The organism is Neisseria sp. P0009.S010 (genome assembly GCF_051958545.1).
Lineage (GTDB): Bacteria > Pseudomonadota > Gammaproteobacteria > Burkholderiales > Neisseriaceae > Neisseria > Neisseria subflava_A.
In genome coordinates this window covers 206,889-227,264 of sequence record NZ_JBQCVH010000001.1, presented here as the reverse complement: position 1 = coordinate 227,264, position 20,376 = coordinate 206,889, and the positions used below count along the sequence as shown (strand labels likewise).

Below are 20,376 nucleotides of genomic sequence, written 5' to 3'. Positions count from 1 at the left end.
TCACTTTGGAGCTGTCTATGCGCCGTTTTGCCCTTCTCGCTCTCAGCCTTGCCGCGACTCAAGCATTTGCTTTGGGTTTCAGCCAAAAGGATACGCTGACCAACACGCGTTATCAGGAAAGCCCTGAAGAAGTTGCCGCACGCGAATTTAAAGAACACAAAGCCGAGTTGCCACCCCTGCCCGATACCCAATCGGGCGATTGGTTCAACCTCTACGTTAACGAAACCTACGGCAAGCAGCCCAAAATCCTGCTCAGCAGCCTGCAAATCATGCCTGCGCCTGACAACAGCATCCGCTACGTCTTGAATGTGCGCTCCGACAAAGGCTACGACAACCTCTCCGTCGAAGGCCTCTATTGCGCCCGCACGTCCTTTACTTACAGCAACGACAAGCGTTCGTCTTACAAAGTATTCGCATACGGCGACACAGTAAACCACCGCTGGATCGAGCCGCGCAAAGGCGATTGGAAGCTGATCGGCAATGCGTTCAGCCGCAACGACGCCCTGCACACCGCCCTGTATCAGGCATTCTGTATCGACGGTATGCCGACAACGGTTGAAGGCTTGGTACAACGTTTGAAAGAACGCGGCGGTCGTCACGGCACAACGCTGACCAACCACGACAAATAAACCGCTTTAATCAACAAAAAGGCCGTCTGAAATTTTTCAGACGGCCTTGTCTTTAGAGACAGCTTAGAATTTGTGATACAGGCCCACAGAAGCGGCTTTTTGTTCAACGCCGCCTTTGTTGGCTGCAGTCAGACGGGTTTTGTTGCCGACTTTCAGATACGCCAGTTGGGCAACTACGCCGGTGCGTTTGCTGAAGGTGTATTGGCCGCCGACAACGACTTGGTCGAATTTATCCACCAATTTTTCTCCACTGTTCACGCCCTTGGCAGGCCAGCCGTGCGCGTAAGTAATGCGTGGGGTGACATTGCCCAATTTGTAGCCGACTGTTACCGCTGCATCAACTACTTTCACGGCTTCAGATTTGCCTGAATCGACAGTAATGTCACTACCCTTGTACTCATTAAAACCATCGGTGAAATAGCCTAAATATTCGTTGCCTGTCTCATGGCCTTTGGCATAGTGTACGCCGCCGCCGACAAAGAGATTGTCTTTATCGTAATAAGTTTCGACTTTGGCGATTTGCGCCGCTTTGACTTTGCCTGATTTGTCGGTGTACGCGCCGTTGTAGTGGCCGTAAGCCGCATTGGCGGTAAAGCCGTTTTTAGAGAAACTCACGCCGCCGGTGTATTGGTCTTTGGCCGGTTTGGTGTGCGTGTATTTGTCTGAAGGATTGCGGTTGTCGCGCGGTGCGTAAGACACGTTGAATTTGAATCCGCCGAAATCCGGGCTGTCGTAGCGTACAGCGGCGTTACGGTTGCCGGTACGGGTAAAGATGCCCAAGCCTGCGGCATTGGTTTTGTACATCCATGGATCGATGGTGTCCATTTCGTTCAGCATATTGCTGAGTTTACCGGCACGGACTTTACCGAATTTACCTTGCAAACCAATGAAGGAATCGCGATTGGCAAAACCTTGAGAACCACCGGTAATGGCCGTTTTTTGTTCAACTTGCCAGATAGCTTTCAAATCGCCGCCGAGGTTTTCGCTGCCTTTGAAACCGATACGGGAGGTATTGTCATTGATGCTGGTTGCGGTAGAGCTGGTTTCAGAACCTGCATCACCTTTGATTTTTACTTGACCGACGGTCACGCTGCTTTTGATTTGACCATACAGAATGACGTCTGCAGAGGCAGCCAGCGGCAAACCGGCAATAACCAAAGCGATAATCGATTTTTTCATTATTCTCTCCAAAACAAAGTTAAAATCTCGTGAAAACACGTTTGGCAATATTAATGTTTTCCAACGCTACAAACAACTACTTTCATCTTGATAGACACTTTTATTCATTAGAGTTTAGACTTTTTACAACATTTTTAAATAAAACAGGCCGTCTGAAAGAAATTTCAGACGGCCTTTCCTATTTGCAGCGAAAACGTGACTTGGGTTGTCTTAAAAACTCCGGTTTAGGCAAATGCGGCGCAGTTTAAAGCTATGCGCGACATTATCGGCGGCGAAAACAACCGTCCCGTACAACCTTTAAACGACCGCGAAGTCAATGAAGACAAATAACTTCTAAGGCCGTCTGAAAACAAAAAAGCACCCGGAAACGGGTGCTTTTTCAATCACATCAATCAGGCTTTTTTGTTACCCAACGCGGCTTTCACAAACGCGCTGAACAAAGGATGGCCTTTGCGCGGATTGGAAGTAAATTCCGGATGGAACTGACACGCGAAGAACCAAGGATGATTTGGCAATTCGATGGTTTCAACCAAACGCTCGCGGCCTGCAGATACGCCGCCAATGACCAAACCGGCTTTTTCCAACTGAGGAACATAGTTGTTGTTGACCTCGTAGCGGTGGCGATGACGTTCGCGGATATGTTCGCTGCCGTAGATTTTTGCGGCAAGGCTGCCCGGTTTGAGGTCAACTTCTTGCGCGCCCAAACGCATGGTACCGCCCAAATCGGCAGATTCGTCACGGGTTTCTACGCTGCCGTCGGCAGTTTGCCATTCGTCAATCAGGGCAACGACAGGCGCGGCGCATTTCAAATCAAACTCGGTAGAGTTCGCACCTTTCAAGCCTGCAACATCGCGGGCGTACTCAATCAGGGCAATTTGCATGCCCAGGCAGATGCCCAAGTATGGTACGTTGTTTTCACGCGCATAGCGTACGGCGGCAATTTTGCCTTCCACGCCGCGTGAACCGAAGCCGCCCGGCACCAAAATCGCGTCCATGTCTTTGAGCATGGAAACGTCGCCATTGCTCTTCTCGATGCTTTCGCTGTCGACAAAGGTAATTTGTACGTCGGTTTCAGTGTGAATACCGGCGTGTTTCAGGGCTTCGATCAATGATTTGTAGGACTCGGTCAAATCAACGTATTTGCCGACCATCGCAATTTTGACGGTGTGTTTCGGATTTTGAATCGCGTGAACGATTTTCTTCCATTCGGTCAAATCGGCTTGTTTGACATTCAGCTGCAACTGCTCGGTAATAATGCTGTCGATGCCTTGGTTGTGCAGCATTTCAGGGCATTCGTAAATGCTGTCCACATCGTAGCTGCCCACGATGGCGCGTTCTTCAACGTTACAGAACAATGCAATCTTACGACGCTCGTCCGCAGGCATTTCTCTGTCCATACGGCAGATCAGGATGTCCGGTTGCAAACCGATGCTCAACATTTCTTTAACGGTATGCTGGGTCGGTTTGGTTTTAATTTCACCGGCGGCGGCAATGTAAGGAACATAGCTCAGGTGGGCAAACAATGTATTATTGCGGCCAAGCTGGCTGCGCATTTGGCGGATGGCTTCCAAGAAAGGCAACGATTCGATATCGCCGACTGTACCGCCGATTTCAACAATCGCCACATCATAACCAGCCGCGCCTTCATGGATACGGCGTTTGATTTCATCGGTAATGTGCGGAATCACTTGTACGGTACCGCCCAAATAGTCGCCGCGACGCTCTTTAGCAATCACGTTTTCATAGACTTGGCCGGTACTGAAGCTGTTGCGGCGGGTCATGGTGGCGTTGATGAAACGCTCGTAATGACCGAGGTCGAGGTCGGTTTCCGCGCCGTCATCGGTCACGAATACTTCGCCGTGTTGAAACGGGCTCATGGTACCCGGGTCAACGTTGATATACGGGTCGAGCTTAAGCATGGTCACGTTCAAGCCACGCGACTCGAGAATAGTAGCAATAGAAGCGGCGGCGATACCTTTACCCAAAGAAGATACAACGCCGCCGGTTACGAAAATAAATTTAGTCATGATGTGATACCCATGTTGGAATGTGTGATTTTAACTTGAAGCAGCATATTCTGGCAAACGGCAAAAGCTTCAGGCCGTCTGAAAACAGCGTTTTCAGACGGCCTTATCATACTGATTCTATATATCAGCGCAGTTCGCGGCGCAGGATTTTGCCAACGTTGGATTTTGGCAACTCGTCGCGGAATTCGATGTCTTTCGGCACTTTATACGCCGTCAGCTCTTTACGGCAGAAATCGATCAACTCTTCCTTGGTCAAAGACGGATCTTTGCGTACGACGAAGACCTTAATCGCTTCGCCGGTTTTCTCATTTTTCACGCCGATACAGGCGACTTCCAAAACCTTGTCATTGCTAGCCACCACTTCTTCAATTTCGTTCGGATACACATTGAAACCAGATACCACAATCAAATCTTTTTTGCGGTCCACCAGCTTCAACCAACCTTTTTCATCCATAACAGCAATGTCGCCGGTCTCCAAAAAGCCGCGCGCATCGATTGCTTTGGCGGTTTCTTCCGGACGGTTCCAATAGCCTTTCATCACTTGCGGGCCGCGTACCCACAATTCGCCCGGTTGTCCGATAGGCACTTCTTTGCCGTCTGCATCACGCAATTCGACCTCGGTTGAAGAAACAGGCAAGCCGATACCACCGCTGTAAGCTTCGATATTCAAAGGATTACAACATACGCCCGGGCTGGCTTCGGTCAAGCCGTAAGCCTCCACAATCGGCGTACCAGTAATTTTTTTCCATTTTTCCGCCACGGCTTTTTGTGTTGCCATACCGCCGCCCAAAGTCAGCTTCAAACGGGAAAAATCAACTTCGGCAAAATCCGGACGGTTGACCATCGCATTAAACAGGGTATTCACACCGATGAATACGCTGATCGGCTCTTTTTTCAATTCACCGATAAATCCTTTCATATCGCGAGGGTTGGTAATCAGGATGATTTTAGAACCGGTATTGGCGAAAATCATCAGGTTTACCGTCAAGGCAAAGATGTGGTAAAGCGGCAGCGCGGCGATGACGGTTTCTTCGCCTTCGCTCAGTTGGAATTTAATCCATTCTTTCGCCTGAAGCATATTGGCGCAGATATTGCCGTGACTAAGGACGGCGCCTTTCGCCAAACCGGTTGTACCGCCTGTATATTGCAGCAAGGCAGTATCGTCGCGCGTCAACTCGACTGGCTTGAACGTATTGGCCGCACCTTGCTTCAAGGCCGTCTGAAAAGTGATGGTATTGGGAATGCGGTATTCCGGCACCATTTTTTTCACTTTGCGGATGACGAAGTTCATCAACGCGCCCTTAATCATGCCGAACATCTCGCCGACCGACGCGACAATCACATGTTTGATTTGTGTACGCGGCAACACCAATTCCAGCGTATTGGCAAAGTTCTCCAACACGACAATCGTTGTCGCGCCGCTGTCTTTCAACTGATGTTCCAACTCGCGCGGCGTATAAAGCGGATTCGTATTCACTGCCACCAAACCTGCCTGCAAAATACCGAAAAGCGCAATCGGATATTGCAAAACGTTCGGCATCATAATTGCCACACGCTCACCGCGCGGCAGTTTCAATACGTTTTGCAGGTAAGACGCAAAATCGGTCGCCAACTTGCCCACTTCGGCATAAGTCAGCGTTTTGCCCATGTTTTGAAAAGCAGGTTTATCCGAGAATTTCTCGACACTTTGACGGAATACGTCGCTGATGGAGCTGTATTGAGAGATATCGATTTCGGGGTTGACGCCTTGTTCGTAGCTTTTGAGCCAGAGTTTTTCCATGTTGATCAGTCTTTTATTTAGTCGTTTTTTGAAATCGAGGCCGTCTGAAAGGCTTTATTCAATCTGCCGCTTCGTTTTCAGACGGCCCTTTTATTAAGCAGTAATAATGACAGGCTTGTCGGTGGACATGATGATACCGCCGCCCAAGCACACATCGCCGTCGTACAGTACCGCTGACTGTCCGGGAGTTACCGCCCATTGCGGCTCGTCAAAAACAAGCTCGATGGTTTTATCATCCAAGTAACGCAACGTACAAGGCGCGTCAGCCATGCGGTAGCGCGTTTTGCAGGTATAGCGGCCTTCTTTCGGACGTTCCGGCAATGTGAAACTCAAATCGTTCATAATCAGGCTTTGTGTATAAAGCAAAGGATGGTCATGACCTTGGACGACAATCAGTTCGTTTTTGGTCAAATCCTTGGCCGCAACAAACCATGGCTCGCCTGCGCCGCCGATACCCAAGCCTTTGCGTTGGCCCAGCGTGTAAAACATCAGGCCGACGTGTTCGCCGACTACTTTGCCTCCAGGGGTAACCATTTTGCCATTATTGGTCGGCAGGTATTTTTGCAGAAATTCGCGGAACGGGCGTTCGCCGATAAAGCAAATACCGGTACTGTCTTTTTTGGTTGCGGTCGGTAATTTGAATTCTTCGGCAAGACGGCGGACTTCAGGTTTTTCCAACTCGCCCAATGGGAAAATTGCGCGCTCGAGTTGGAAAGGTTTGAGGCGGTACAGGAAATAGCTTTGGTCTTTGTTTTGATCCAAGCCTTTGAGCAGGTAATGCACTCCGTTGCGAACTTCTTTGCGGGCATAGTGCCCGGTGGCAATGGTATCGGCACCCTGCTCTATGGCATAGTCCAAAAAGCATTTGAATTTAATTTCAGCATTGCACAAGACATCCGGATTTGGCGTGCGGCCCGCGCTGTATTCTTTGAGGAAATAGGCAAATACGTTGTCTTTATATTGCGCAGCAAAATTGACGATGTCGATATCGATTCCGATGATATCGGCAACGGCAATAGCATCAAAGGAATCTTGTTTGATGCTGCAATATTCGTCGTTGTCGTCATCTTCCCAGTTCTGCATGAACACGCCACTGATTTGATGGCCTTGCTGTTTGAGCAGGGCTGCGGTAACGGATGAATCGACGCCGCCGGAAAGGCCGACGATGATGTTTGTTGGTGTGTTGGTAGTATTCATGAGGGGAATGTGGGTTTCAAATATATTTTTTAAAGCTTGATTTTAGCACATTTTGATTTAACGACAGAAAAGGCCGTCTGAAAGCCCAATGACTTTCAGACGGCCTTTATATGCAAATTCAAGCAATTAGTGCTGATGCGCGCCACCGTGACCATGGCCGTGACCGTGATCCATGCCGGATTGTGGTGCAGTTTTCACTTCCAGCTCGACAGTTTGAGATTTCGCGTTTTTGAATTTCAGGGTTACAGGTACTTTTTCGCCTTCTTTCAGCGGTTTTTTCAGACCCATGAACATAACGTGGTAGCTGCCTGGTTTCAGCTCGGTTACGCCTTTTGCAGCCAAAGGCACGCCGCCTTTAACTTCGCGCATACGCATAACGCCGTTGTCGTTAATATGGGTGTGTACTTCAACGCGTTCTGCAACAGGGCTGCTGCCGCCTACCAAGAAGTCTTGTTTGGCTTCATCGTTTTGGATTTTCATGAATGCGCCACCCATTTTCATACCTTCGACAGTGGCACGTGCCCAACCGTCTTCAATATGGATACCGGCTGCAGATACGGAAGTTGCCAAGCCTGCCAGAATCAGGGTTGCCATTAATTTTTTCATGTTTTGCTCCTTGTGTTTGCCAAATGGCTGGGATATACAGTCTTCATCTTACAACCAAAGGCCGTCTGAAAACTTTGATATAGATTAATTAATACTATCTAATCCTAACGAATTACCATATTACCACATTTTTAAGCAGTTAATGCAATAATCCAAACAATAAATAACATGAACAAAGCCATCAGTTGCGTGGCCGAACCGGCATCTTTGGCACGCTTGGCCAGCTCGTGTTTTTCAGTAGAGGTATGGTCAACGGCTGCCTCGACGGCGGTATTAAACAATTCGGTAATCAATGAAATAAACGATGCGACAACAAGCACCATTTTGGTGACCGAGCCGAAATCAAGAAACAACGCCAAGACAATTAAAATCAGGTTCAACCAAAAAACTTGGCGAAATGCGCTTTCATAACGATACGCGGCAGCCAGTCCGTCTTTGGAATAACCAAACGCGTTGATAATGCGCTTGATGCCGCTTTTGCCTTTTTTCTCAGAAGCATAGGAAGATGGTTTCATCATATACTCAACATTAGAATGCCGTCTGAAAAGAAACGGTCGGGTCAATTTTCAGACGGCCTTTGGATTTATTGTTTTACCCAAGATGCCACGGCATCTGCGAACATGGCAGCAACGTCGAAATCTTTTTGCTTCATGATCTCTTGGAAGCCGGTCGGGCTGGTTACATTGACTTCGGTCAGGTTGCTGCCGATGACATCCAAACCGGCAAGCAAGATGCCGCGGCGTTTCAATTCAGGCGCAAGGGTTTCTGCAATTTCACGGTCGCGCTCGCTCAATTCCTGTGCCACGCCGCGACCGCCGGCAGCCAAGTTGCCGCGCGTTTCACCGTTTTGCGGAATACGCGCCAAAGCATACGGAACAACTTCCCCGCCGATAATCAAAATGCGCTTGTCGCCATGTACGATTTCAGGAATATAGCGTTGTGCCATGATGGTGCGTGAATCAAGCTGCATCAGGGTTTCAAGGATACTGCCGATATTGGGGTCGGATTCGGTCAGGCGGAAAATGCCCATACCGCCCATGCCGTCCAACGGTTTGATGATGATGTCGCCGTGTTCTTTCAAAAAGGCACGGACATCGGCGGAACGTGTGGTAACCAAAGTGGGCGCGGTAAACTGGCTGAAGTTCAAAATCGCCAATTTCTCATTGAAATCGCGCATTGCTTGTCCGCTGTTAAATACTTTTGCACCCTGCTGCTGTGCCAACGTCAAAAACTGGGTTGCGTACAGATATTGCATATCAAACGGCGGATCAGTGCGCATAATGACCGCATCGAAATCTTTCAAGGCCGTCTGAACTTTTGCCTCTGCTTTAAACCATTCATGATCGTCATCGTTCTTCGCGCCGACAAACTCAAATGCCGCCGCCTGAGCCACCACCAAGCCTTCACGGACGGACAATTCTCCGCTCAAGGTATGAAAAAGCTGCCAACCGCGCTTTGCCATTTCACGCATCATGGCGTAAGTAGTGTCTTTATAGGTTTTAAAACTTGCCATTGGATCGGCGATAAACAGGACTTTCATCAAAATTTCCTTGTAAATAGACGATATAATCATACCTTGTATTCTGCCTGCCTGAAAAGGTGGCAAAATATAGAAAAGGCCGTCTGAATCCTATTTTCAGACGGCCTTGAGGCTTTTAGGCGGCTGCCAAATGCAAGAGTTCGGCGGCATGGCTGCGTGTAGTATCAGTAATAATTTCGCCACCCAGCATACGCGCGATTTCCTCAATGCGCTGATGATGGTTCAACACGCTGATTTCGCTGACGGTTTGCTCCCCTTCGCTATGCTTGCGGACCTGCCAATGGTTTTCACCGCAAGAGGCGACTTGAGGAAGATGGGTTACCGCCAAGACTTGATGTTTTTTACCTAAGGCACGCAAAGCTTTACCGACCATTTCGGCGACGCCGCCACCAATACCGGTATCCACTTCGTCGAAAATCAATGTCGGCACTTGCGTGTATTGGCTGGCAACCACTTGCAAAGCCAAGCTGATACGCGCCAATTCGCCGCCGGAAGCCACTTTATTCAAAGGTCGGGACGGATTGCCTTTATTCGCCGCCACTTGGAATTGTACCTGCTCCAGACCATGTGCGGTCGGCGAAGACGGCAACAAGACGATGTCAAAACGTGCGCCCTTCATGGCCAAATGTTGCATATGCTCGGTGGTCTCTTCGCCCAAACGACCAGCCGCCTGATGACGCATGGCGGAGAGAATATGCGCGGCTTCGTGGTATTCGGCAAGATTGCGTGCGACTGTATTTTCCAAGGCTTCCAAATCGGCAGCCGCGTGCAGGTTTTGCAGGCGCTCGTCAATTTCTGCCAACTTTTGCGGCAACTCTTCCGGCTCAATGCGGTATTTGCGCGCCATGCTCATCAATTCGCCCATACGGCTTTCTTGTGCGGCTAATTCATTAGGATCGATGTCGCTGCGACCGGCCACATCACGCATATTGGCACTGATTTCACCCAACTCAGCTTCAATACTTGCCAGCATATTCAGACTTTCGGCAAAGCGCGGCTCAATGTTTTGCAGATTGCCCAGCAGTTTTTGGCATTGGTAGATTTGACGTTGGATGCCGTTGTCTCCGTCTATACTGTCGCTCACCTGCTCGGCGGTTTGCAGCAACTCGGCCGAATGCGCCAGGCTGTCGTGGCTTTGGCTTAAGGTTTCCCATTCGTTGGGTTTGAGCTCCAATTGGTTCAATTCATTAAACTGCCATTCCAAACGCTCGCGTTCGATGGCCATGGTTTCTGCCTGCTCTTGCGCTTCTTGCAGGGCTTTTTTCGCATTGACCCAATTTTGATAAAGCTGTTTGACCGTTTCTGCCTGCTCTTTGCTGCCAGCAAATGCGTCTAACAACTCGCGTTGCGCAGACTCTTGATTCAACGAATGATGGGCATTTTGGCCGTGAATATCGATTAACTGCTCGCCAATAGCTTTCAGCTGCGCCAATGTTGCTACCTGATTATTGATATAACTGCGACTTTTACCCTTGGCATCGATAATACGGCGGATGCTGAGCTCTTCGGCATCTTCTTCCAAAAGGCCTTGCTCCTGCAGCTGCGCTTTCAGTTCAGGCAAACCGCTGATATCGAACAAAGCCGACAACTGCGCTTCTTTGGCGCCGCTTCGCACTTGACTGTAATCGGCTTTATCGCCCAACAACAGGCCAATCGCATCCAGAGTAATCGATTTGCCTGCGCCGGTCTCGCCCGTCAATACGGTAAAGCCGTTTTGAAAATCAAGATTCAGGTTTTCAACAATGACAAAATCACGCAAAGAAAGTGCCAACAGCATTGCAGTATTCCTTAGTAAATTACCCGCAACTATGCGGAATAGCTTTAGATAAGCTGATTATAACTAAGATTTTTTATAGTTTAAATCAGATTTTTCTTATGGTTTATCTAAGATATTTATTTTAAACAAATTATTTTTTAAGAAACTGCTAAACGCACCACGCCATATTGTTACCCTGGCTGGCTTATTCAATGATATAAAGCGTTCATTTAATGCTATAAAACGCTAGAATAACTAACATAAAGGCCGTCTGAAACACGATTGTTTCAGACGGCCTTTACATTCAAATCAGTTAATCAGTCTGCTTCCTGATTCTACTGCTTCTTCAGCTTCCTCATCGCCTGTCGGCGGCGTTTCCATCAAATCAGGCAACACCAGCTCGCCCAATTCAGTCAGCGGCGGCAATTCTTCCAAACTTTCCAAACGCAAATCGCTTAGGAATGTTGCTGTTGTCGCCCACAAAGCCGGACGGCCGACAGAATCACGGTGGCCGATGACTTCAATCCAGCCCCTATCCTGCAAGGTTTGCATGACATTTTGCGACACCGCTACGCCGCGTATGCCTTCGATATCGCCACGCGTTACCGGCTGCTGATAGGCAATAATCGCCAGCGTTTCCATCACGGCGCGGGAATAACGCGGCGCGCGCTGCTCTTGCAGGCTGCCCAGTCGTTCAAAGGCAGCTTGGGCGATTTGGAAACGCCAGCCCTCATGGGTATGCACCAGTTGCAAAGCCCTGCCCTGCCAACGGGCCTTCAGTTGCGCCAACACATCAATCAACTTGTCTTGCGACAATGGCGGCACGCACAATTCTCGCATGGCTTTTTCGTTTAAGGGTTCGACTTGCGTCAACAGCGCCGCTTCAATCAGCGCATCGGGAGAAAGTTTTTCAGTCATAATAAAATCAATGTTCAGACGGCATGAACAACCGAAGGCCGTCTGAAAGATAATATGGTCAACGGTTTGTTATGCGCTCAAATGCGCTTTCAGTTTTTCTTCGTCCAAAAACCAATGGCAAATTTCAGTATCGCCATCCAGCAAAACTGGCACCAGCTCATTGTACTTTTCTTCTAAAACCGGATCAGCATCAACATCGACAATATCTAGCTCAAATCCAAACTGCTCCTGATAAGGCTTTAATTGTTCGCGCATTTTGTGGCACAGGCTGCAATATTCCCGAAACATCAAGGTCAGTTTCATGGCGGTTACTCTCGGAGGGACAAAAGCGGCCATTGTATAGCAAAATGCCGCTAAACTATACAGGCATGACAAAGGCCGTCTGAACAGGCGCGAAACAACGCCTTCAGACGGCCTTTGTGTGTATTCTGAAATTAAGACTGAACGTTAATACCTGCAGTCACGGTATTTTGGGCGCTGCTTGCAGTCAAAAACGATGCAGCCAATTCGCCGCAGCAACCGCAACAAGTCGCCACGCCCAATTGAGCCTGCAAATCGCTCATGGTGGTTGCACCGGCGGCGATGGTCTCTTTGATGTCGTGGTCAGTAATGGCGTTGCAGATGCAGACAAACATGATGTGCTCCAATAATTTTGTTACCCTCTGTAATTGAGAGTAGGATTTATTCTTGAACGTAAATATAAATAAAAACGGTTTGCATTGCAATATTGGCATTGTCCTTTTGTTTTGAAATTTTTCTATGTAAATTTGTATTTTGATTGTTATTTTATAAATAGTAAACTTTATAACCGTTCAGACGGCCACGATAACAAAAGGCGGCATCTTCGAAATGCCGCCTCTATTCATGAACGGGAATGGTGTTCATCGACCATGTTTTTCAAACGAATATTAGCAACATGGGTATAAATCTGTGTGGTGTTGATATCGGAATGTCCCAACATCATCTGGACCGAACGCAAATCGACGCCGTGATTAACCAAATGCGTGGCAAAAGCATGGCGCAAACCGTGCGGACTGAGCGAAGCAATACCGGCCGCTTCGGCATATTCTTTGACTATCATCCATGCAAGTTGACGGCTGATGCCGCTGCGTTTCTGGCTGACAAACACTTCGTCGCAGATTTTGTTTTTCAGCAACAACGGGCGCGATTCGTTGCAATAGCGTTCCACCCAATATGCCGCTTCCTGACCCAGCGGAACCAGACGCAATTTGTTGCCCTTGCCTATGGTACGGATACTGCCGCGATGTAAATCGATATCGCTGAGCGTCAATTTGACGGCTTCGGTCACGCGCAAACCTGTTGCATACATGACTTCAAGCAAGGCTTTGTCGCGCAGTCCATGCGGCGTTTCCACATCCGGTGCAGCCAGCAGCGCGTCGATTTGAGCTTCGGTAATCAGCGTGGGCAGTTTGCGTTCCGATTTCGGCGCCTTGAGAAAACGGGTGGGATTGTCTGCTCTTTGGCCTGTTTCTTCCAACCAGCCGTACATACGCTTGCAAGCCGACAATGCCCGCGCTTGGGACGTGTTTTTTTCCCCTTCCGCATACACGGCATCAGACAGGGCAAACTCATCGGCACTCAACCAATCCTGCCCGCCCTCGGCCAACCGCGCGGCGACTTTGACCAAATCACGGCGGTAACTTTGCAGCGTATTGTGGCTGAGCCTGTCTTGCAGCCAAAGGGATTCAAGCAGCTTGTCTATTAAATCGTCCATATTCATCAAACTGTATTGAAAGGCCGTCTGAACGGCATGACTTTACATCCGTTCAGACGGCCTTAGGTTTTCAAAGCCCTATCAAGAGACTTGAGAAATTGTATCCAACACTTCCTGCGCGTGTCCGGCCACTTTGACTTTGCGCCATTCATGAGCGATTTCGCCGTTTTCGTCCAGCACAAAGGTGCTGCGCTCGATGCCGAGGGATTCTTTGCCGTAAAGCTTTTTCAGCTTGATCACGTCAAACAGCTTGCAGACGGTTTCTTCTTTGTCGCTCAACAATTCAAACTGGAAGCCTTGTTTAGTGCAGAAATTCTGATGCGATTTGACACCGTCGCGCGAAATGCCGACAACGGTATAGCCCAATGCTTTGAATTGCTCCAATCGGGCATTGAAATCCAAGCCTTCGGTGGTACAGCCGGGAGTACTGTCTTTAGGATAAAAATAGACAACCAACGGCAAATGTTCGGCGGAGTTAAAATCGCTGCCGGAAGAAGATGGGAGTGTGAATTGATATTTTGACATATTATTCCTTTCAGACGGCCTAAACCTAGCCTTCGTTTATTTTTCGCTTAAATTCAAATAACTGCGCGTACCTTGAAAATCTTCCAATGCGCGCAACAAAAGCTGGAAGTGGTCGTCATTGCCGGCCAAATCCAACTCATCAGCATTGACGGTCAGCAAAGGCGCGCTTTGATACAAATGGAAGAAATGACTGTATTCGTCATGCACCCGTCCCAAATAGCCTTCAGGAAACAAGCTGATAATGCCTTCGTGACGTTTTTGCAGGCGTTTGCGGTTGTTTTCGACGGCGGTTTGCAGATAAATCACCACATCGGGTTCCGCGTATTGCGGCAAAATACGTTGCTTCATATCGGCAAAAAGCTGCTGCTCGTCATTATTCAAAACGATAGGCGTAAAAATACGGTCTTTTTCCAATAAAAAGTCAGCCACAACCATTCCGCCTTGCGCACATTGGTCTTCAATAATATTCACGCTTTCAGCGCGGCGCGTCAGGAAGAAAAGCTCGGCAGCCAAACCATTATTGGAAACATTACTGTAAAACTTCATAAGAAACGGATTATGATCCGGATTCTCCGACAACAGCAACGCGCTGAAATGCTCTGCCAAGCGGCGGCTCAAAGCGGTCTTGCCGCTACCGATGGCGCCTTCGACAACAATATAACGAGGATTCATAGTAACTCTTTGTAATGTGTTTCCCAACAATATTTTATAGCAAAAAAGGCGTGTCCAACACGCCCTTTCTTGTTTTAGTCCGTTTTTCAGACGGCCCTTATTCTTTCAACAGGAGAATACCCTGCCCGCCCAAAGCCTGAGCCAAATCAGCCGCACGGCCATACTCGCCCAACTCGAAATCCGGAAGGATTTCGGCCAAAGGCAACATAACGAAACTGCGCTCATGCGCGCGCGGATGCGGCAAGGTCAGATGCGGGTCATCGCTGCGGATACCGTCAAAATCAATAATATCCAAATCCAAAGTGCGCGGCGCATTACGGAAGGTACGTTCGCGCCCAAATTCGGCCTCGATGCGGTTTAACTCTGCCAACAACGCTACGCCGTCCAATGAAGTTCTCACCGCACAAACGGCGTTCACAAAATCGGGCTGATCATCATAGCCAACCGGCGCAGTCAGATACAGGGAAGAAGCCTTTTCGAGCCGAATATGTGGATGCGCGGCCAATTCAGCCAAAGCGGCGCGAACCTGTTCGGCAGGATTGGCGAGATTGCTACCCAAAGCGATAACGGCAAAATGCGGATACATTTCAGACGGCCTCTTTTAAAACGGCAGCGTTTTGGTTTTGGCAAGGAAAACAATCGTGGCAACACACGACATGGCTAAAACATAGACGATATAGAATTTTGGCGAACGCGGACGCGAACGCATCATAATCATGCCCAACACAATATAAACCAGCAACAGCAGGATTTTCATGCCGAGCCACGGCGCATTGAACGGCGAAAAATGGGTAATCTTCATCAGCCACAAGCCGGTAAACAGCAACATGGTGTCGTTCAAATGTGGCATGGCTTTCCAAATGCCAGCCAACGGCTTCTCAGGATGACGCCAGAGCAGGAAAAAACGGATGTTGAACAACAGGATGGTAATGGCAACGAAAATCTGATGGCTGTATTTTACAAACAGATATTGCATGGCAGTTTCTTATGTTGAGGGTTGAAAAACAAAGCAGCTATTTTACCGCAAACATCTATTTCTGACGCAACTTTTCAATCGCCAGCAGATAGGGAGGCGCATTGCGGCGGTTGACAAAGCCATAGCGTAACACGGCAAATGCTTCCTGCGGCAAAGTTTCCGCCCATTGCACAATCGCTTCAGCCTCTATTCGGCCGGCTTCATGTCCCGGATACAATACCGCTACGGCCAGCCCGCCCTCTTTCAGCAAACCCAAAGTATCCGTCAGCGCACGGATGCTGCTTGTCGCCTCAGTCGTACAGCTTTTATCGCCCCCCGGCAGCCAACCGAAATTAAATACTGCGGCATCTAAAGACTCGTCGATATAAGATAAAACGTTTTCATGACCGTCATGTATCAGGGCTACCCAACCATCTACGCCATTTTCTTTCAGACGGCCTTGAGTCTGCTCCAGTGCTTTGGATTGCACATCAAACGCCCACACCCTACCCGTCTCTCCAACCGACTGCGCCAACAGCAAAGTATCATGCCCGTTTCCGGCCGTCGCATCCAAAGCGCGGCCGCCTGCTTTTAAGGCTTGTCGTAACAAGGAGTGGGCAAAGGGAAGAATGTTCTCAAGCAGCATGATAAAGGTCGTCTGAAAATAAAAATACCCTACCGCAAAAGCGGTAAGGTATTGAAAAACAGGAATGCGTTACATCATTTATTCGGCAGGTTGTTGCACTGTCTCAACTTGAACCGGAGCAGCTGCGGCAGCGGCTTGAGGTTGTTTGTTTTCGTGTTGCAGGCTGACTGCGCGTGCAGGAACGATTGTTGAGATAGCGTGTTTGTAAACCATTTGAGTGACGGAAGTATTACGCAGCAGAACAACGTACTGGTCGAATGATTCCACTTGGCCTTGCAGCTTGATGCCGTTTACCAAGTAGATTGAAACCGGAACGTGCTCTTTACGCAACGCATTCAAAAAAGGATCTTGTAACATTTGTCCTTTAGCTGTCATATTCTTGAGCTCCATTATTATGATTGTAAAGACGCCAAAATCGGCGTTTGATGGGATTGTAGCCCCGAATAGGATAAATTACCAACTATTTTTTTCTATCACACCGTTTAGGAATCCAGCAATAAGGGAACTTCACGTCAAACCGACTGTTTCATTTCCATATTCACAACAATCCCCAATTCAAATTTGATGTTTTTTTAAATTCGACAAACCCTATCAAAAATATGCCATGAAGCTCTAACAATCTGTTTTTCATTATAAAAAGGCCGTCTGAAATTGTTCAGACGGCCTTTGTGTTTATTTGCTGAATTGTTTTTTCACGCTGACTTTGGTTTTCTTCTTGAAGCGGTTTTTCTCTTCCTTGCGGCCTTCGCGTTTCTCAATACGGTTGCTCAAGCTGACACGGCGCAGCGGTTTTTTCTTCGGTTTGTCTTCCGCATTTTCATACGGGTTTTCCGAAACATTGTATTGAATTCTGAGCGGCGTACCTTGCAGATTGAAGGCTTTGCGGAACGTTTGGGTCAAATAGCGTGTGTAGCTGTCGGAAATGGCGTGCAGCGAATTGCCGTGTACCACAATTACCGGCGGATTCATGCCGCCTTGGTGGGCATAGCGCATTTTCGGACGCACCAAGCCAGCACGCGGCGGCTGTTGACGCTCGATCGCGCTTTGCAATACGCGCGTGATTTTCGGCGTCGGCATCTTAATCATCGCCGCATTGTAGGCAGCCTGAATACTTTCAAACAAACCGTCTATACCGCGCTCTTTCAACGCAGAAATAAAGTGGAACTTAGCAAAATCAAGGAAATACAGTTTGCGGTTGATATCGCGTTTCACTTGCTCGCGGCGCTCTTCGCTGATGCCGTCCCATTTATTGACCGCCACCACCAAGGCACGGCCTGCTTCCAAAGCGAAACCTGCAATCGTCGCATCTTGGTCGGCGATATCTTGTTGCGCGTCCAATACCAAAACAGCAACATTTGCCGCTTCAACCGCCTGCATGGCTTTGATAACGGAGAATTTTTCCACCGCTTCATCCACTTTGCCGCGACGGCGCACACCTGCGGTATCGATGATGGTAAACGGTTTGCCTTCACGTTCAAAATCGATATGGATACTGTCGCGTGTTGTGCCTGCCATATCGAAGGCAATCACGCGCTCTTCGCCGAGAATAGCGTTTACCAAGGTCGATTTACCGACATTTGGACGGCCGATTACAGCAAAAACAGGATGTTTCGCTTCTTCCTCTTCCTTTTCAGGCTCGGGGAAGGTTTCCAAAATATCTTCAATCAGATAATACACACCATCGCCATGCGCACCTGAAATAACATAAGGGTCGCCCAAAGCAAGTTCGTAGAACTCGGAGGCAAGTACGGCCCTATTGCCGCCCTCGCCTTTATTCACGGCCAAATAAACAGGACGCGGGCTTTGGCGCAAACGGTCGGCAATGATTTTGTCTTGCGGCGTCAAACCGGTGCGGCCGTCCACCAAAAACACCACTGCATCGGCTTCATCGACAGCCTGCAAGGTTTGTTTTGCCATTTCGTGCAAAATGCCACTGTCCACAACCGGCTCAAAGCCGCCGGTATCGATGACCAAATAAGGTTTGCTGCCGACTTTGCCATGACCGTAATGTCGGTCACGCGTCAGGCCGGGCAGGTCATGCACGAGCGCGTCTTTGGTGCGCGTCAAACGGTTGAATAAAGTAGATTTGCCGACATTGGGGCGGCCGACAAGCGCGATGGTTGGTTTCATGATTGAGTCTTTCTGTGTCAAGTGCCGCCTAAAAACGGGAGCGGAACACAAGCAGGTGTTTTAAAAACACGGTTGATAAGGATAAGTGTAGGCCGTCTGAAAAGTCATTGCAACTTCAGACGGCCTTGATTTCAAACAAACTTATTTCAAGCTGTCGATTTTCATTTGTAGCAATTCGCGGCCTACTGCGGTTTGCGGCATTTTGCTCAAAGCAGCTTCGTAACTTTGTACGGCTTCTTTGGTTTTATTTTGGGCAACGTAAACATCGCCTTTAGTTTCCAGCATCAAAGGCTCGAAATCAGCCTCAACCTGAGTATTCAGGGCATTGATGGCGGCATCGTATTTTTTTTGCTGCAACAGGACAACGCCCAAACGCTGGGCTGCCAAAGCTTGAACCAGCGGTGCATTTTGGTTTTTCAGCACCCAATTCAAATGACCTTCCGCCACATCATAACGGCCGGCATCAAACTCGGTTGCTGCTACCATCAAAGTAGCTTGGGCTGTCGAAATGGAATCAGGATAGTTTTTTTGCAATTCGGCCAAATCGGCGTTGATGGCTTTTTGGTCGGTTTTTTGCTGCGCCTTTTCCACCATTTGCGCCAATACGGCGGCGGCTTCCTGATCTTTTGAAGCTTTTTGGCCTTGGTAAATGGTGTAACCCAAATACCCCAAAGCCGCCACAATCAGCAAGGCAAAGATCCAACGGCCGGTTTTTTTCCAAAAATATTTAAAGTTGTCTAACTCTTGTTGTTCTTCCAAATGGGCTGCCATTTATGCGTTCTTCCATTGTTGTAAAGTGTCTGTCAAATCAGCGGCGGCAACGGTTTGTTGTTCGCGTTTGCCCTGCATATCTTTCAGGGTAACCGTACCGTTTACCAGCTCATCCTGAGCTACAATCAGGGCAAAGCGTGCGCCACTGTTGTCTGCTTTTTTCATTTGCGCCTTCAGGCTTTGATAGCCGGAATGCTGCATTACATTGAAACCTTGAGCGCGCAAGGCTTGCGCGTATTTCATCACCTGCAAGTCCGCACCTTCGCCTTGGTGCATTGCATAGACATCAGGCGCGGCGTTCACTTCCAGAGAGCCGTATTCGCTCACCAAAAGCAGCAGGCGCTCAATACCCATCGCAAAGCCGATAGACGGCGCAGGTTTACCGCCAAGCTCTTCAATCAAACCGTCGTAACGGCCACCACCGCACACAGTCGCCTGCGCGCCGAGTTTGTCGGTCGTCCACTCAAAAACCGTCTGATTATAATAATCCAAACCGCGGACCAAGCGCGGATTTTCAATATATTGAATACCCAAACCATCCAACATCGCCTTGAAGCGTGCATAGTGGTTTTGCGAAGCCTCGCCCAAGTAATCTACCAGACGCGGCGCCGCGTTGCAGATTTCCTGCAAATCAGGGTTTTTCGTATCCAAAACGCGTAAAGGATTGGTTTTCAGACGGCGTTTGCTGTCTTCGTCCAGTTGCGCTTCATAGCGGGTCAAATATTCAACCAATGCAGCACGGTGTGCCGCACGTTCCTCACGGTTGCCCAAGCTGTTGATTTCCAAAGTCAGGTATTCGCGAATACCCAATTTTTCCCATAAGTCGGCAGACATCGCGATGATTTCCGCATCAATATCCGGCCCTTCAAAACCCAAAGCCTCGATACCGACTTGATAGAACTGACGATAACGGCCTTTTTGCGGACGCTCGCGACGGAACATCGGCCCCATATACCACAGCTTTTGCGGGCTGTTGTAGAGAAGGTTGTGTTCGACCACCGCACGCAAACAAGAAGCCGTACCTTCAGGACGCAAGCTCAAACTCAAAGAATCGTTTGAATCGGAGAAGGTGTACATTTCCTTGCCGACCACATCGGTTTCCTCGCCGATGGAGCGGACAAACAAACCGGTTTGCTCGACAATCGGCGTACGGATTTGCTGATAGCCGTAAGCGCGTGTCCAACGGCCGACCGTATCTTCAAACGCCTGCCAAAACGCAGCCGTCAGTTTGAAATCTTTTTGTTCGACAGGTAAAAGGTCGTTCATACCTTTTACAGATTGAATTTTTTGTGCCATTTCAATATGGGATA

At 48.8% G+C, this 20,376-nt stretch carries 22 protein-coding genes; 1 reads left to right on the top strand and 21 read right to left on the bottom strand.

The features are described from left to right. Nucleotides 1-17 precede the first annotated feature (17 nt). Nucleotides 18-629, top strand: a complete 612-nt coding sequence (locus ACTHSN_RS01045) for a CNP1-like family protein (RefSeq protein ID WP_070461427.1) — start codon at nt 18-20, stop codon at nt 627-629. A 63-nt stretch (nt 630-692) separates the two neighbouring features. Here ACTHSN_RS01045 and ACTHSN_RS01040 read toward each other — a convergent pair whose 3' ends face one another. From ACTHSN_RS01040 to hisS, 21 genes are all read right to left on the bottom strand, one after another. Beyond that, nucleotides 693-1,808, bottom strand: a complete 1,116-nt coding sequence (locus ACTHSN_RS01040) for a porin (protein ID WP_070461426.1) — start codon at nt 1,806-1,808, stop codon at nt 693-695. A 392-nt stretch (nt 1,809-2,200) separates the two neighbouring features. Beyond that, nucleotides 2,201-3,835, bottom strand: coding sequence for a CTP synthase (locus ACTHSN_RS01035; protein ID WP_049348005.1), 1,635 nt, complete (start codon nt 3,833-3,835; stop codon nt 2,201-2,203). 124 nt (nt 3,836-3,959) lie between these two features. After that, nucleotides 3,960-5,615 carry an AMP-binding protein gene (locus ACTHSN_RS01030; protein ID WP_070461425.1) on the bottom strand — a complete coding sequence of 552 codons (1,656 nt, stop codon included), beginning with the start codon at nt 5,613-5,615 and terminating at the stop codon, nt 3,960-3,962. Nucleotides 5,616-5,708: 93 nt separating this feature from the next. Further along, nucleotides 5,709-6,812, bottom strand: a complete 1,104-nt coding sequence (gene mnmA, locus ACTHSN_RS01025; protein ID WP_070461424.1) for a tRNA 2-thiouridine(34) synthase MnmA — start codon at nt 6,810-6,812, stop codon at nt 5,709-5,711. A 126-nt stretch (nt 6,813-6,938) separates the two neighbouring features. Beyond that, nucleotides 6,939-7,418 (bottom strand): copper chaperone PCu(A)C, encoded by a 480-nt coding sequence (locus ACTHSN_RS01020; protein WP_070461423.1) that lies wholly within the window; start codon nt 7,416-7,418, stop codon nt 6,939-6,941. 131 nt (nt 7,419-7,549) lie between these two features. Then, nucleotides 7,550-7,933 (bottom strand): diacylglycerol kinase, encoded by a 384-nt coding sequence (locus tag ACTHSN_RS01015; RefSeq protein ID WP_070461422.1) that lies wholly within the window; start codon nt 7,931-7,933, stop codon nt 7,550-7,552. Nucleotides 7,934-8,001: 68 nt separating this feature from the next. Continuing rightward, nucleotides 8,002-8,958, bottom strand: coding sequence for a glutathione synthase (gshB, locus tag ACTHSN_RS01010; RefSeq protein ID WP_070461421.1), 957 nt, complete (start codon nt 8,956-8,958; stop codon nt 8,002-8,004). 115 nt (nt 8,959-9,073) lie between these two features. After that, a complete protein-coding gene (gene recN, locus ACTHSN_RS01005) occupies nt 9,074-10,735 on the bottom strand; it encodes a DNA repair protein RecN (protein WP_070461420.1) in 1,662 nt (553 codons plus the stop codon). 288 nt (nt 10,736-11,023) lie between these two features. Further along, nucleotides 11,024-11,632: an SMC-Scp complex subunit ScpB gene (scpB, locus tag ACTHSN_RS01000; RefSeq protein WP_004519443.1), complete on the bottom strand. Its 609-nt coding sequence runs from the start codon at nt 11,630-11,632 to the stop codon at nt 11,024-11,026. A 69-nt stretch (nt 11,633-11,701) separates the two neighbouring features. Further along, entirely contained in the window at nt 11,702-11,935 is a 234-nt protein-coding gene (locus ACTHSN_RS00995; RefSeq protein WP_070461515.1) for a glutaredoxin family protein, read from the bottom strand. A 131-nt stretch (nt 11,936-12,066) separates the two neighbouring features. Further along, entirely contained in the window at nt 12,067-12,267 is a 201-nt protein-coding gene (locus tag ACTHSN_RS00990) for a (2Fe-2S)-binding protein (RefSeq protein ID WP_003681978.1), read from the bottom strand. 227 nt (nt 12,268-12,494) lie between these two features. Next, nucleotides 12,495-13,373, bottom strand: coding sequence for a site-specific tyrosine recombinase XerD (gene xerD, locus ACTHSN_RS00985; RefSeq protein ID WP_079453676.1), 879 nt, complete (start codon nt 13,371-13,373; stop codon nt 12,495-12,497). 75 nt (nt 13,374-13,448) lie between these two features. Continuing rightward, on the bottom strand, nt 13,449-13,892 hold the full coding sequence (locus ACTHSN_RS00980; protein ID WP_049335498.1) for a peroxiredoxin: 444 nt from the start codon (nt 13,890-13,892) through the stop codon (nt 13,449-13,451). 36 nt (nt 13,893-13,928) lie between these two features. After that, on the bottom strand, nt 13,929-14,564 hold the full coding sequence (locus ACTHSN_RS00975; RefSeq protein ID WP_070645075.1) for a deoxynucleoside kinase: 636 nt from the start codon (nt 14,562-14,564) through the stop codon (nt 13,929-13,931). A 97-nt stretch (nt 14,565-14,661) separates the two neighbouring features. Beyond that, nucleotides 14,662-15,150, bottom strand: coding sequence for a 2-amino-4-hydroxy-6-hydroxymethyldihydropteridine diphosphokinase (gene folK, locus ACTHSN_RS00970; RefSeq protein WP_070461419.1), 489 nt, complete (start codon nt 15,148-15,150; stop codon nt 14,662-14,664). Nucleotides 15,151-15,165: 15 nt separating this feature from the next. Then, complete coding sequence (locus tag ACTHSN_RS00965) at nt 15,166-15,540, bottom strand: SirB2 family protein (protein WP_003681989.1); 375 nt, start codon at nt 15,538-15,540, stop codon at nt 15,166-15,168. A gap of 55 nt (nt 15,541-15,595) precedes the next feature. Then, nucleotides 15,596-16,165 (bottom strand): tRNA (mnm(5)s(2)U34)-methyltransferase, encoded by a 570-nt coding sequence (locus tag ACTHSN_RS00960; protein WP_070461418.1) that lies wholly within the window; start codon nt 16,163-16,165, stop codon nt 15,596-15,598. 78 nt (nt 16,166-16,243) lie between these two features. Beyond that, on the bottom strand, nt 16,244-16,540 hold the full coding sequence (hfq, locus tag ACTHSN_RS00955) for an RNA chaperone Hfq (protein WP_036493792.1): 297 nt from the start codon (nt 16,538-16,540) through the stop codon (nt 16,244-16,246). Between the two features lie 297 nt (nt 16,541-16,837). Next, nucleotides 16,838-18,295, bottom strand: coding sequence for a ribosome biogenesis GTPase Der (gene der, locus ACTHSN_RS00950; RefSeq protein WP_070461417.1), 1,458 nt, complete (start codon nt 18,293-18,295; stop codon nt 16,838-16,840). Nucleotides 18,296-18,436: 141 nt separating this feature from the next. Then, nucleotides 18,437-19,066, bottom strand: coding sequence for a YfgM family protein (locus tag ACTHSN_RS00945; protein WP_070461416.1), 630 nt, complete (start codon nt 19,064-19,066; stop codon nt 18,437-18,439). Then, nucleotides 19,067-20,362 carry a histidine--tRNA ligase gene (gene hisS, locus ACTHSN_RS00940; RefSeq protein WP_440365011.1) on the bottom strand — a complete coding sequence of 432 codons (1,296 nt, stop codon included), beginning with the start codon at nt 20,360-20,362 and terminating at the stop codon, nt 19,067-19,069. Nucleotides 20,363-20,376 lie beyond the last annotated feature (14 nt).

What these genes read in the sequence shown, in the direction of transcription:
- ACTHSN_RS01045 (WP_070461427.1), top strand. Translation starts at nt 18, where the DNA reads ATGCGCCGTTTTGCCCTTCTCGCTCTCAGCCTTGCCGCGACTCAAGCA.
- ACTHSN_RS01040 (WP_070461426.1), bottom strand. Translation starts at nt 1,808, where the DNA reads ATGAAAAAATCGATTATCGCTTTGGTTATTGCCGGTTTGCCGCTGGCT.
- ACTHSN_RS01035 (WP_049348005.1), bottom strand. Translation starts at nt 3,835, where the DNA reads ATGACTAAATTTATTTTCGTAACCGGCGGCGTTGTATCTTCTTTGGGT.
- ACTHSN_RS01030 (WP_070461425.1), bottom strand. Translation starts at nt 5,615, where the DNA reads ATGGAAAAACTCTGGCTCAAAAGCTACGAACAAGGCGTCAACCCCGAA.
- mnmA (WP_070461424.1), bottom strand. Translation starts at nt 6,812, where the DNA reads ATGAATACTACCAACACACCAACAAACATCATCGTCGGCCTTTCCGGC.
- ACTHSN_RS01020 (WP_070461423.1), bottom strand. Translation starts at nt 7,418, where the DNA reads ATGAAAAAATTAATGGCAACCCTGATTCTGGCAGGCTTGGCAACTTCC.
- ACTHSN_RS01015 (WP_070461422.1), bottom strand. Translation starts at nt 7,933, where the DNA reads ATGAAACCATCTTCCTATGCTTCTGAGAAAAAAGGCAAAAGCGGCATC.
- gshB (WP_070461421.1), bottom strand. Translation starts at nt 8,958, where the DNA reads ATGAAAGTCCTGTTTATCGCCGATCCAATGGCAAGTTTTAAAACCTAT.
- recN (WP_070461420.1), bottom strand. Translation starts at nt 10,735, where the DNA reads ATGCTGTTGGCACTTTCTTTGCGTGATTTTGTCATTGTTGAAAACCTG.
- scpB (WP_004519443.1), bottom strand. Translation starts at nt 11,632, where the DNA reads ATGACTGAAAAACTTTCTCCCGATGCGCTGATTGAAGCGGCGCTGTTG.
- ACTHSN_RS00995 (WP_070461515.1), bottom strand. Translation starts at nt 11,935, where the DNA reads ATGAAACTGACCTTGATGTTTCGGGAATATTGCAGCCTGTGCCACAAA.
- ACTHSN_RS00990 (WP_003681978.1), bottom strand. Translation starts at nt 12,267, where the DNA reads ATGTTTGTCTGCATCTGCAACGCCATTACTGACCACGACATCAAAGAG.
- xerD (WP_079453676.1), bottom strand. Translation starts at nt 13,373, where the DNA reads ATGAATATGGACGATTTAATAGACAAGCTGCTTGAATCCCTTTGGCTG.
- ACTHSN_RS00980 (WP_049335498.1), bottom strand. Translation starts at nt 13,892, where the DNA reads ATGTCAAAATATCAATTCACACTCCCATCTTCTTCCGGCAGCGATTTT.
- ACTHSN_RS00975 (WP_070645075.1), bottom strand. Translation starts at nt 14,564, where the DNA reads ATGAATCCTCGTTATATTGTTGTCGAAGGCGCCATCGGTAGCGGCAAG.
- folK (WP_070461419.1), bottom strand. Translation starts at nt 15,150, where the DNA reads ATGTATCCGCATTTTGCCGTTATCGCTTTGGGTAGCAATCTCGCCAAT.
- ACTHSN_RS00965 (WP_003681989.1), bottom strand. Translation starts at nt 15,540, where the DNA reads ATGCAATATCTGTTTGTAAAATACAGCCATCAGATTTTCGTTGCCATT.
- ACTHSN_RS00960 (WP_070461418.1), bottom strand. Translation starts at nt 16,165, where the DNA reads ATGCTGCTTGAGAACATTCTTCCCTTTGCCCACTCCTTGTTACGACAA.
- hfq (WP_036493792.1), bottom strand. Translation starts at nt 16,540, where the DNA reads ATGACAGCTAAAGGACAAATGTTACAAGATCCTTTTTTGAATGCGTTG.
- der (WP_070461417.1), bottom strand. Translation starts at nt 18,295, where the DNA reads ATGAAACCAACCATCGCGCTTGTCGGCCGCCCCAATGTCGGCAAATCT.
- ACTHSN_RS00945 (WP_070461416.1), bottom strand. Translation starts at nt 19,066, where the DNA reads ATGGCAGCCCATTTGGAAGAACAACAAGAGTTAGACAACTTTAAATAT.
- hisS (WP_440365011.1), bottom strand. Translation starts at nt 20,362, where the DNA reads ATGGCACAAAAAATTCAATCTGTAAAAGGTATGAACGACCTTTTACCT.